General features: G+C 63.3%; 7 protein-coding genes. 2 read left to right on the top strand and 5 right to left on the bottom strand.

The annotated features are described in order from the left end of the window. Positions 1-82 precede the first annotated feature (82 nt). Positions 83-1,030 (top strand): phytoene/squalene synthase family protein, encoded by a 948-nt coding sequence (locus tag ACETPF_RS08560; protein ID WP_373934035.1) that lies wholly within the window; start codon positions 83-85, stop codon positions 1,028-1,030. A 110-nt stretch (positions 1,031-1,140) separates the two neighbouring features. Here the strand turns inward: ACETPF_RS08560 and ACETPF_RS08555 are convergent, their stop codons facing one another. The 5 genes from ACETPF_RS08555 to ACETPF_RS08535 form a co-directional block, all read right to left on the bottom strand. Further along, positions 1,141-2,571: an ammonium transporter gene (locus ACETPF_RS08555; RefSeq protein ID WP_373934034.1), complete on the bottom strand. Its 1,431-nt coding sequence runs from the start codon at positions 2,569-2,571 to the stop codon at positions 1,141-1,143. 13 nt (positions 2,572-2,584) lie between these two features. Next, a complete protein-coding gene (locus ACETPF_RS08550; RefSeq protein ID WP_004209785.1) occupies positions 2,585-2,923 on the bottom strand; it encodes a P-II family nitrogen regulator in 339 nt (112 codons plus the stop codon). A gap of 153 nt (positions 2,924-3,076) precedes the next feature. Then, the gene (locus ACETPF_RS08545; protein WP_373934033.1) at positions 3,077-3,652 is read right to left on the bottom strand and encodes a DUF924 family protein; all 576 of its coding nucleotides are present in this window, start codon (positions 3,650-3,652) and stop codon (positions 3,077-3,079) included. A 40-nt stretch (positions 3,653-3,692) separates the two neighbouring features. Then, a complete protein-coding gene (gene tldD / locus ACETPF_RS08540) occupies positions 3,693-5,135 on the bottom strand; it encodes a metalloprotease TldD (protein ID WP_373934032.1) in 1,443 nt (480 codons plus the stop codon). A gap of 44 nt (positions 5,136-5,179) precedes the next feature. After that, positions 5,180-5,407 carry a zinc-finger domain-containing protein gene (locus tag ACETPF_RS08535; RefSeq protein WP_373934031.1) on the bottom strand — a complete coding sequence of 76 codons (228 nt, stop codon included), beginning with the start codon at positions 5,405-5,407 and terminating at the stop codon, positions 5,180-5,182. Positions 5,408-5,908: 501 nt separating this feature from the next. Between ACETPF_RS08535 and ACETPF_RS08530 the strand changes: the two genes are divergently transcribed. Continuing rightward, complete coding sequence (locus ACETPF_RS08530) at positions 5,909-12,649, top strand: autotransporter domain-containing protein (protein WP_373934030.1); 6,741 nt, start codon at positions 5,909-5,911, stop codon at positions 12,647-12,649. The last annotated feature ends 103 nt before the right edge of the window (positions 12,650-12,752 follow it).

Genomic DNA, 12,752 nt, shown 5'->3' with positions numbered 1-12,752 from the left:
TCAACACGACTGGACCCCGGCCTCCGCCGGGGAACATGCTTTGCTCAGGCAGTAGCGTGTCGCGCGGGATGAGAGTGTGAATATGCCCGACGCTTTCGACCGTCCCGCCCTCGTCGCCCACGCCCGCGATAGCATCGCGCGCGGCTCCAAGAGCTTCGCCATGGCCTCGAAGCTGTTCGACCGCCAGACTCGCGAGCGCGCCTGGCTGCTCTACGCCTGGTGTCGCAAATGCGACGATATCGCCGACGGACAGGACCATGGCGGCGCGCTGTGCGCTGTCGATGACGCCCCGGCCCGCCTCGCCGACATGCGCGCGCGCACCGACGCTGCGTTGCGCGGTGACCCCACGGGCGATCCCGCCTTCGACGGATTCGGCCTCGTCATGCGCGAATGCGCCATACCCGCCCGCTACGCTCATGATCTGATCGACGGTTTCGCCCTGGACGCCGCCGATTGGCGGCCGCAGACCCAGGACGACCTGCTGCGCTATTGCTATCATGTCGCCGGCGCTGTCGGTTGCATGATGGCCGTCCTGATGGGGGTGGATCCCGCCGACGAAGCGACGCTCGACCGGGCCTGCGATCTCGGCCTTGCCTTTCAGCTCGCCAACATCGCCCGCGACATCGGCGAGGATGCGGCGGCGGGCCGATGCTACCTGCCCGCCGACTGGCTTGCGGAACTGGACCTGACGCCCGCCACGCTCATGACGTCCGTCGCCCGCGCGCGCCTTGCCGGCCTCGGCAAGCGCCTCGCCACGATGGCGTCAGCCTATGAGGAGAGCGCCCGTCACGGCACCGGCGCGCTGCCGTCGCGCGCCGCCTGGGCGGTGCTGGCCGCGGCCGGCATCTATGGCGACATCGCCCGAAAAGTCGCGCGACGGGGGCAGGGGGCGTGGGACCACCGCGTCGTGACGCCCAAATCGGAAAAGCTGGGATGGGTCGCCCGCGCCGGCCTCCAGGTCATCGGCCGCGCCCGCCGCTGGCCGGCGACCGAGCCGCGATCCGCCACCCTCTGGACCCGTCCCCGCTGAAACAAAAAAATAGGGCCGATGTTTGCACATCGACCCCAAGGCATGTTCGCAGGAGGAACATCGTGTGGCGGGCGGCCCTTTGCCCCTCGCGCGGGGCCGCCCTGCCGAACTCAGTAGTTGTAGGCGCGCTCGCCATGGCTGGAGAGGTCGAGACCCTCCTGCTCGGCGTCGGCGCTCGGACGCAGACCGATGGTCTTGTCGATCACGATATAGAGGATGCCGCTCAGCACGCCCGAATAGACGAGGGTGAAGAGGACCGCCTTGATCTGCGTGACGACCTGGGTCGCGATCGAGTAGCTGTCGGCATTGAAGCCGGCCGGGAAGACCGTGTAGTCGAACACGCCTTGACCGCCGAGCGACGGGGCCGCGACGATGCCGGTGCCGATTGCGCCGACGATGCCGCCAACGCAGTGGACCCCGAAAACGTCCAGGCTGTCGTCGTAACCGACCTTGCCCTTCACGAACGCTACGAAGATGTAGCAGATCGGCGAAACGACGAGGCCGAGGACGATCGAGGTCATTGGTGCGCCGAGGCCCGCAGCCGGGGTGATGGCGACCAGGCCAGCGACCGCACCAGTCACCGCGCCCAGCAGCGAAGGCTTGCCATGGTGGAACTGCTCGACGAGGGCCCAACTGACCGCCGCTGCGCAGGTGGCAAGCATGGTGTTGATGAAGGCCACGCCGGTGACCGCATTGGCTTCCAGGTTGGAGCCGGCGTTGAAACCGAACCAGCCGACCCACAGCAGGCTCGCGCCGATCATGGTCATGGTCAGCGAGTGCGGCGGCATGGGTTCCTTGGGATAGCCGATGCGCTTGCCGATGATGATCGCGCCGACCAGGCCAGCGATACCGGCGTTGATGTGGACGACGGTGCCACCCGCGAAGTCGAGCGCGCCCCAGCCCCAGAGCAGACCGGCGTCGGTCGGCGCGTCAGGCAGGAAGTCGGGGCCGGCCCAGTACCAAACCATGTGCGCCATCGGGAAATAGACGATGGTCAGCCACAGCACGACGAAGACGATCAGCGCCGAGAACTTCACGCGCTCGGCGAAAGCGCCGACGATCAGCGCCGGGGTGATCATCGCGAAGGTCATCTGGAACACCACGAACACCAGTTCGGGCAGATAGACGTTGTTGCTGAACGTCGCCCCGTAGGTGGAGCTGCTGACGTTCATCAGGAACGCCTTGTCCAGACCACCGAAGATGGCCGGGAAGGGCGTGTTGGTCGAGGTGAAGGCCATCGAATAGCCCCAGCAGGCCCAGACCAAGCCAGCGACCGACACGATCATGAACACCTGCATCAGGATGCTCAGCATGTTCTTGGTGCGGACCAGGCCGCCGTAGAAGAGGGCGAGGCCGGGAACCGACATCATCAGCACGAGAGCGGCCGAAACCAGCATCCACGCGACGTCGCCCTTGTTGACCATGCCGGCCATGGCGGCGGCGTCGGGCGCCTTCACCGGGCCGGCGAAGGCCGGCGAAGCGGCGAGCAGGGTCAGGCCGACTGCCCCCGCAACTCCGCAGAGTTTCTTCGAAAAGGTCATCATTCCCCCCTTCTTACAGCGCGGTTTCGCCGGTCTCGCCGGTGCGAATGCGCACGGCCTGACCGACATCGAGGACGAAGATCTTGCCATCGCCGATGGCGCCCGAATTGGCGGCCGCCTGCGTCGCTTCCACGACGCGCGGCGCGAGGTCGTCATCGCAGACCACCTCGATCTTGATCTTCGGGACCATGTTGGTTGAATATTCCGCGCCGCGATAGATTTCGGTCTGGCCCTTCTGGCGACCAAAGCCCTTCACTTCGCTGACCGTCATACCTGCGATGCCAAGCGAGGACAGAGCCTCGCGAACATCGTCAAGCTTGAACGGCTTGATGATAGCCATGACAAGTTTCATGTCGCCCCCTTTATTGGTGTGCGACGACACATCAGCAAAAGCCGTGCCAAATTGCTAAGGACGCGTTAACGCGCGGGTGCGGGGACCGGCGTCATGCTGCGCCGCCGAAAAAATGGGCAAGATGGAACGGGTGCCTGTTTTTTGGGCAGCGTTTTACCAAGCCGCGCCCTGTTGCGCGGCTTCGACTTCTTCGGGCCGCGTATCACGACCGAGCGCCGCATTCCGATGCGGGAAACGGCCGAACCGCGCGATGGTTGCATGATGCTTGTGTGCGAAGTCGATCGATGGTTCGTCGCCGGTTCCCTCAAAAAGAGTCAGCGACAGTTGCTGATCCTCGATCGCCTCGCTGTGCATGAAGGGCATATAGAAGAAACGCCGACCCGCTCCGCCGATCTGGGTATCAAAGCCGCGCGCTACGGCGCCCCGCGCCACATCCCGCGCCAGAGCATCGGTGGCGAAGGCTTCGGCCGTGCCGCGAAACATATTGCGGGGCAGTTGATCGAAGAGCAGCACGGCGGCGAGCGCGTCGTCCGCGCGCTCAAGAAAGGTCTCGGCGGAAAGGGTGCGCTTTTCCCGCCACAAATGCTGGAATCGCTGGATGCACATATGATCGATCGCCGGATCATGGCTCCACCAGCCCGTCTCGCCAACCTCGCCGAACCAGAAGTCGAGCAGGCTCGCGGCCCAGTCGGCGGTCACTGCGTCATGGCTGTCGGTCGGTTCGGTCATGCAGGTCCAATGACGCAGCCGCCGGTCGGTTCCGCGCGCCTCAGGCCGCGGTCCCCCCGACCGTCAGCCCCTCCATCAGCATCGTCGGCTGGCCGACGCCGGCCGGCACGCTCTGCCCGCCCTTGCCGCACATGCCGATGCCTTCGTCCAGCGACCAGTCGTTGCCGACGCCGATCACTTTGGTGAGCGCGGTCGGCCCGTCGCCGATCAGCGTCGCGCCCTTGATCGGATCGCCCAGCTTGCCGTTCTCGACCTTGTAGGCTTCGGTGCAGGAGAAGACGAACTTGCCCGACACGATGTCGACCTGCCCGCCGCCGAAGCTCTTGGCGAAGATGCCGGATTTCATGCGGGACAGAAGCTCTTCGGGGTCGTCTTGTCCGCCCTTGATGAAGGTGTTGGTCATGCGCGGCATGGGGGCATGGGCGTAGCTTTCCCGCCGCCCGTTGCCGGTGGGGGCAACGCCCATCAGTCGCGCATTGAGCCGGTCCTGCATGTAACCGCGCAAAATGCCGTCCTCGATCAGGACATTTTCCTGAGTCGGCGTGCCTTCATCGTCGATGGACAGCGATCCGCGCCGGTCCATGATGCTGCCGTCGTCCACCACGGTGACGCCGGGCGCGGCGACCCGCTGGCCGACGCGGCCGGAAAAGGCGCTGGTCCCCTTGCGGTTGAAATCACCCTCCAGGCCATGGCCGATAGCCTCATGCACCAACACGCCGGGCCAGCCGGGGCCGAGCAGCACGGTCATCTCGCCCGCGGGCGCGGCCACCGACGACAGGTTGACGCGCGCCTGCGCCAGCGCTTCGTCGATCGCGCGGTTCCAGACGGCGGGGTCCATGACCTGATCGTAGAGATAGCGGCCGCCGATCCCGAACACGCCGGTTTCGCGACGGCCATTCTCCTCCAGAATGATCGAGACGTTAAGACGCACCAGTGGGCGGATATCGGTGGCGGTAAAGCCGTCGGCGCGGACGATCTCAACGACGGACCAGCTGCCGGCGAGGCTGACCGAAACCTGGGCCACGCGCGGGTCGCGGGCGCGCGCTGCGGCGTCGATCGCGGCGCAGAGCGTCACCTTCTCCGCGAAAGGGACAAGCTCCAGCGGGTTGGCGTCGGTGTAGAGATGGCGGTTGGTATGTTGCGGCGGCGCGGCGGGCTGGCCCTTCGCGGGATCGAGCAGGGTTAGCGTCTGTGCCGCCTTGCGGATTGCCGCTTCGCTCAGATCATTAGCGTGCGCGAAGCCGGTCATTTCGCCCGATACGCCGCGCAGGCCGAACCCCGCGTCGGTCGAATAATCGGCAGTTTTCAGCCGGCCGTCGTCGAAGCCAAAGCTCTCGCTCGCCCGATATTGCAGGTAAAGCTCGCCATCGTCGCAGGTCTTGAGCGCGTCTGCGGTCAGGCGGCGGGCGGCGTCGGGGTCGAGCAGACCGGGGCGATAAAGGAGGCCGCGGGCGTCGGTGAATTGGGGAGCGGGATCGGTCATGTACCCGATATAGGCGCGCTCCCGCTCATGCCCAACAGAAAAGCTTAAAGGCTCGCGCCCGATGCGATGTCGGGCTTGGAGCCGATGTCCGCCGTGTCGGCGACCCCGCCGATCAGCACGAAGCGCCGGTCGCAATAGCCGCAATCGACATAGCCATGCTCGTCAATTTCCAGGAACACGCGGGGATGGCCGAGCGCGGCGGGAATGTCCCCCGATCCGTCGCAGGACACGCGGGGCTTTGGGACTCGGATGATTTCAGGCGGCTGGATCATGGCCAAAAGCGTTAGCAGCGCCTCTGCCGCGCTGCAATATTACATGAGCGGGGGCAGGGGCCTAGGGCAGCTTTTGCCGACGCCGCCAACCGCGTGCGCTGGTGGCGCCCAATCGGGGCAATCGCTCGCCGCCATCACCGCGAAGGGCGAAAGCATCAGCAGCACGGGCAGGATCGCACCAGCAAGGGAGGCTGCGAATGACATGGAGCGGGGATGCCAAAGCGATGCTTGCTGCAGGATGAATGTTACGGAACCGGAGCATGTTCGGGACGCGACGCGCTGGCTGCTGGAGTATTCGGATATTTTTGTTTCACGTAGCAGCAGGCGCTACGCACGGCTGAAGATAAATTGCTCCACATCAAGTCGAATCGTCTTGACCGTCCCGCCGGTCGTCTTCAGGCATCCATTTGTCATTGCAGCAAGTTTTTGGGATGGGACTGGGGCAGGCTGCATCGTCCGTATCGATGTCTTGTAGGTCGTGGGGAACGGCCAGGGGGAATCATGTCTGCTAATAGTGCGAAGCGCGGCCTGGGTCGTCGCAACCTGTCTCTCTATGTCTCGTCGGCGATCGCCGCGATCCTGATCGCGCCCGGCGCGGCACAGGCCGCCTGCACGCCCAACCCCGCGCAGCAGGATGGCACCACCAGCTGCACCGACACGGAGACCAGCCAGGTCGTCGTCAACAGGTTCGGGGTGGATGTCGTCGTCGCCGCAGGGGCGACGGTCGCCGCGCCGGATGCCACCAGCAGCATTCTGGTGACGACGCCCCTTTCGGCCGACAATGTCGGCCGCAGTAACTCCTTGCTTCAAATCGACGGGACGGTCAGGGGCGGCACTCGTTCGGCGATCGCGGTGGTGCCGGACTATTCCGGCTATGGTTACACGCTGACGTCGCACATCATTGTTTCGGAAACCGGCCGTATAGAAGGCCCGGTCGGCATCACCGTCGGATTGGCGCCTCCCAATCCCTACATCTACGGTTCCGTCACTACCGCGTCGCTGGACAATAGCGGTTCGATACGCAGCGAGGGATCAAACTACGCGGTTCGCACGGCGGATGGCGCGGCGGCCTGGTTCGAGCAGATCACAAATCGCGCCGGCGGGGCGATAGGCGCCATACGCGCAAACGTCGGCACCCTGACCAATGAGGGCGTGATCGACGGGGGAAATCTAAGCGCCTATTCGGAGCCGTTTCAGAGACTCTATTTCTACTATGGCAACACGCGGATATCCAACAGCGGGACCATCGGCTCTGCATCTGCCGCGGCGACGATTGCGCTCGGTTCCAAATATTATGACTTCAACGACACGTCGATCGACAATGACGGTATCATTGTCAATGATGGGACCGGCGCCGCCATCGCCAGCGTCCGCGCATTCCAACTGACCAATGGCTCGGCAGGCACGATCCGCAGCGGCGGAACAGCGATCATCAGCGACAGCACGCTGGACCTGACTAACGACGGCGCGATCTCGGGCGTCGGCGATGCGATCCGCTCGCAAGGCTATCTGACGCTGACCAACACGGGCAGCATCACGGGCGACATCCGTACCGGCAATGCGGGATCGATGATTGATACGTCCGGCGGTACGATAAATGGCAGCCTGCTGCTGGGCGACGGGAATGACCTGGTCGTCGGCGACAGCGCCAATCTCTCCAACCCGTTCCATATGGTGAGCGGCGCAGTCGACGCCGGCGGCGGAAACGACACCTTGCTGCTGGCCTTCCGCGAGGATCGGGTCATCGATGGCGCTATCTCACTTTCGCCGACATTCGAGCAGATCGAATTGCAACTGAGCGGCGGATCGACGCTGACGCTTTCGGAAAATTTCGCATCCACCACCGCTCTGACATTGAGCAGTGACCCCGACGATCAGAGCGAGGGCAACCGCTTCCTCCTCAAGGGCCGGATCGACACGGTCGGGCCAGCGCTGTTCGTAGGCAGCACCTGGGCGCCTTTGGAAGTCGTCAACAGCGGCACTATTGCCGCCACGCTGGCCGATCCTGTGGATAGCGTGATACAACTCTTCACCGGCGCGAGTTTCGAGAATAGCGGCACTATCGTTGCGCGCGGCGGCAATGCTTTCGGCAACCTCAACTATGATGCGATCATCAACAGCGGGTCGATCGAGGCGGATTACATCGCCGTGGGCGGCAACCTTACACTCACCAATAGCGGGTCGATCCGATCGGTCCTAGGAACCGCCGTTGATCTTCGCGGCAGTCCTTCCGGCTTTTCAGAGAATAGCGGCACCATTGAGGGCGCTGTCGCAGGTGCGTACCTTACCCAGTCACAACTTCGCAACAGTGGCATGATCAGCGGAACTCAGGCTGGCGTTCATCTGGGCAGCGGCGCGAAGTTTCAAAATCTCGCCGGCGGTATCGTGAACGGAGGCATTTTCACGCGGTCGCTCGCACCATATTATTACCAGACAGGCGGAAATCGGGTCAGCAACGCGGGCACGATCAACGGCAATGTCGATCTACGCAATCTCGGCTCTGGCTCCCGAAGCACGTTCATCGCAGCGCTCGGCGGCGTCGTAAACGGCGATGTCCTTTTCGATACTGACGGCGATATTTTCGCGACCTATCTGACCAATGACGGGCCGGGGGACTTTTACGGCGTCACCGGCCGGGTGCTCGGGACGGGCAGGCAGGCGCTGCGCTATCTCGTGGATGAAGACACCACCGCCACGGCGGAACTTCGTGGTCCATTTTCTAGGCTCGGTTATGATGTTGCTAATGGCGCGACACTGACGCTTTCGACGACGGCGACGCTGGATTACGCTCTGGATTTTTCGGGGCAAGGCAGCGTGGACCTGACCACCGACATGACAAACCCGCCGTCGCAGCCCTATTATTCCAATTGGAGGTCAGGCTTTCTTCTCAACGTCGGCGAGACATCTGTGCGGAGCGCGGACGACGGATCGTCGCTCAAAAATGCAGTGAATGTCACGAGCCGGGGGCATCTAACGGTAACTTTGAACCCAGCCTACTACTCCAGTTACCCCTTGGGTGCGGTCGTCGTGAGTTCCGGCAGCACATTCATTAACGCCGGGCGGATCACTGCGCTAACCGATTCCGACTATGGCCCCTATTATAATTTTGTTGCGATCAGGAACGATAGCGGCACCGTCATCAACGACGGATTGATCGAGCTTGATGGCGCGACGGGCATCCAGACTACATATTTCGGTGGAAAGATAACTAACAATGGTTCCATCGTCCAATTGGCGAACGGCCTCCGATCTATCGGCATCATTGGCGGGGGCGATATCGTCAACACCGGCATCATCAGCACCGGCGGCGAAGCGATAAATATCAGTGACGGCGCGACGGTCCGGAACACGGGAACGCTCCGGAGCGCCGGAGCGCCGGCGATTGTGGGTTATTATAACTCAGCCCGGATCGTCAATGAAAGCGGCGGGCTCATTGCTGGCCAAGCGGGCGGCGACGCAATTCAGGTCGGGGCGGGCAGCATCGTCTCGAATGCAGGAACGATCGACGGCAATGTCCGCCTGAATCGTTACTACTCTAGCGCGAGCGCCTACATCAATCGCGGCGGAAGGCTCAACGGCGATCTGACGCTGACCGACTATGACGACCTGTTCGTCGCGCTCAACGGAGAGGTTGGAGTCAGCGGAACGATCGACACGGGTGCGGGCGTCGACACCTTTGTTTTTGCGAGCGATCGAAGCAACGCCGTGAACCTCTCGTCTCCCGGCGCCTTGCCCGCCGGTTTTGAGCGGGTCGGTTTCGGGATCTATGGTGCCGACACGGTTTTGTCGCTCTCGTCGACCCAGCCGTATCGCAACGCACTGCTGCTCGTCGGGGACGGCTCGGTCGTCAGCGATGCTAGCATCATCGGCAATCTGTCGCTTGGTTCCACGCTTGACCCGCAGAACCTGTTCGGAATCGGGTCCACCCTTTCGCTGACGAATGAAGGGTCGATCATGGGCGGCATCAGCGGCAATGCGCGCGCCATTCACAACAAAGGAGTCATCCAAAATGTGACGCTGCCGGCCGTCGCGCTGAACGTGACCGGAGATTTCGTCTTTTCAAACAGTGGCACGATCACGGCGGCAGGATCAGAACAGTCCATTGGCCGGGCTGTGTCCATCAGGCAGGCGGCGCAACCTCAGCCCGATAATTTTGCCTTCGCCAACAGCGGAACGATCGTCGGACGCACCAGCCTGGTTTCCGATGCCAGCCAGGTCTCGGTCGAAAATAGCGGCCAGATACTCGATGGCGTAGAGCCTTATGTCGGCACGCTGTTTCTCGGGGTGGGATCCTATTATCAGCGCCAAGGCGTCGCTGTGAATGCCCAGGATGTTGCGCTTACCAACAGCGGGACAATTTCCAGATATTTGAGCGCTGCCCTGGCTGCTGAAAGAGTGACCATTGTCAACAGCGGGACGATTGGCGGTGGTGACATATATGACGGAATGTTGATCGACCAGGTCGGGCAGTTGTTCGGTTATTACGGCTACAGCTATGATCGTGGCGATCAGGAGAGCTTCTCGCTGACAAACAGCGGCGTCGTCAATGGCGGTGCTGAGCTGTCCGCGCAGGCGGCGACCATCAGCATCGCGAACAACGGCACGATTCGCAGCGAAAAGGTGGATGGAGAAGCCGCACTGTCGCTGGCGGCGAGCAGCTACGGCACGCAGGCGATCGACATCGCCAACAGCGGGTCGATCATAGCCGATCAGGCCGGCCTGTCGGGCGTCATCGTGCGTAAGGTCGAGGTCGACGCCTATTTCAATGCCGATCCGCGGAACGGTGGGGACACCTCCATAAGCCTGGTCAACAGCGGCGCCATCCGCGCCGATGCGGGGGCCGTCTATGTGCCGGCGCGGACATCGCTTTTCCCGGATTATTATTCGGACGAGCCGGCGGCTTTGTACGCGACCTTCGGCGTGGGGATCGACGCCACCTATTTCGGCTTTGACGAGTATGAAGACGTAGGCTTCTATGACGGCGGCACGGTCTCCATCCGGAACGAGGCTGGCGGAATCATCTCGGCGATCGGGGCTCCGCAGCCGCTCAAGGATATCTCGGAATTCGATCAGGAGGTCTATGGGTTTCAGCCCGGTTACGAGGTGCCTTCGTCGTTGGCATCGATCGGGTCCATCGCGGTCGGCGTCGCCGCCCAGCGCTTCTCGCTCGATAATGCCGGGCTTATCCATGGCTCTGCGGGGGGAGCGATCGACGCCGATACGCGCGTCATGATCGGCGAAAATCGCTATCTCCTTCCGGGAACCTATGTTGCCGGCGCCATTCAGACGCTGGGTTCGATCGACAGCATCATCAACCGGGAGACCGGCGTAATCATCGGCTCGGTCGATCTGGGCGACAAGGATGATGATTTCGTCAACCTTGGCGCCGTGACGGGCGATATTTATCTGCGCGACGGCGATGACCGGCTGACGAACGGTGCCGGCGCGACCATTACCGGCAATGTCGCCATGGGCGCGGGCAAGGACCGGGTGACGCTGCTTGGATCGGTGAGCGGCGACATCGACCTGGGCGAGGGGGACGACGAACTCGTCCTCGACGCAGCCTGGGCAATCGGCGGAAAGGCGACCGGGGGCGAGGGAACCGACATCGTACAGATCGGCTTCTCCGGCTCCGACGCCGCGCCGCAGCAGCGCGATCTCTCGAACATCGAAGCGTTTGAGCAGTTGCAGGTTCTGGGCGGCGTCGGCGCCTTGTCCGGGACTGCCGTCTTTCCGACGGTCGATGTGCGAAACGGTCGTCTGATCGGCCTTGCCGGCTCGACCATCAGCGGCAACATCACCGTTCAGCAGGGGGCCGTTTTCGGCAGCGCCGGAACCGTCAACGGCAATGTCGATGTCAGCGGCACCTTGTCGCCAGGCGCATCGCCGGGCACCATGACGGTCAACGGCAGCGTCATGCTGAACGCTGGCTCAAACAGCGTGTTTGAACTGACCCCCACGGTCAGCGACGCGCTGGTCGTCAATGGCGGCCTGACGATTGCGGATGGCGCAAAACTGACGCTTACCGGCCGCGCGATCCCCGGCATCCGCCGCCTCATAACGGCGAGCGACGGGGTCAACGGCAGTTTCGGTTCGAACGTCACTTTCGGCAGCGGGACAGCCGGTGTTGTCCGCTACACGGCGGGCGGCATCGACCTCTACAGCCTGTTCCAGACCCGTCCGAATACGGGTGGGCCGGTCGGCACGATTACCGACACGCTCAACAGGCTGTTGCTCGATAACAGGGCGACGCCCGCCATATTGGCTGCTTTCCCCGCGCTGGTGGACTCGGAAGGCTATGCCAGCGCGGCTGCGATATCGACGCTGAGTGCCGAGCCCTATGCGTCGGTCGCTCAGGTCGGGATTGAAAACGGGCTCGCCATATCTCAGGCGCTCAGGGGCAGCCGCCTTGCGGGGCTCGCCGATAGCAGCGGGCTGTTCGTTTTCGGTCAGGCTTACGGACATTGGCGCAGTTTCGACGCCGACCGTCGTGGCGCTGCCAATGCCGCGATCGACAGCAGCGGCTATCTGGGCGGGGTCGGCTATGGCAACAGCACGCTTGGCGCGGCACTGTTCGTCGGTCGCAGCGACTCAAAGCAGCAGATGCGGAGCCTGGGCGCGCGCAATGATGCAGATGGTCTCTTCTTCGGCGGTCGCGTGCATTACGCCAATGGCGGCCTGTCGGCCGGCGTTTCGGTCGTGTTCGATCGGGCAAAGGCGGATACGGTCCGCAATCCGGTGGTGGGCGGCACGTCGCGCGGTCATTACGACCTGCACGGGACAACGCTGGACGGTTGGCTGGCCTATGACGTCAGCTTCGGCAATGATTGGCGGATCGGCCCGCAGATAGGGGTGACGCATGTCAGCGTGAAGCGCGACGGGGTGCGCGAAAATGGTGGGGCATTCGCGCTCGATGTCGCGCGTCAGCGTTACGACGCGACGTTCCTGACCGGCGACCTGAAGCTCGCGACCCCAACCAGAGAAGGACTTCGGTCCTGGGTTGCCGCAGGCGTGCGGCATCGGCTGAGCAGCGATGCAGTCACCGCGCGCGCATCGTTCGTTGGAACCGGGACCAGTTACACGCTACTTGGCGCCGAACGACGCAAGACTTTGCCGCATCTGGGGGCCGGCATCGATTTTGCCGCATCGAGCAACGTCTCGCTCTTCCTCAACGGCGATGCGGAATTCGATGGCCGCAACGACGCGCGCCAAGTGAATGGCGGGATCATATTCCGCTTCTGAGCAACGAGACGCGGCATGCAGACAGGTGGCGGAAAGCGCTGGGTCTTGTCATGCCCGTCCCCGCGCAGGACGATGTCAATGGCGGCGTGACCAGCCACGCGCA

The sequence above is a fragment of the Sphingobium agrisoli genome (genome assembly GCF_041877245.1).
GTDB lineage: Bacteria > Pseudomonadota > Alphaproteobacteria > Sphingomonadales > Sphingomonadaceae > Sphingobium.
Note: the sequence above shows the minus strand (reverse complement) of the source record. Positions and strands in the feature narration are given on the sequence as shown.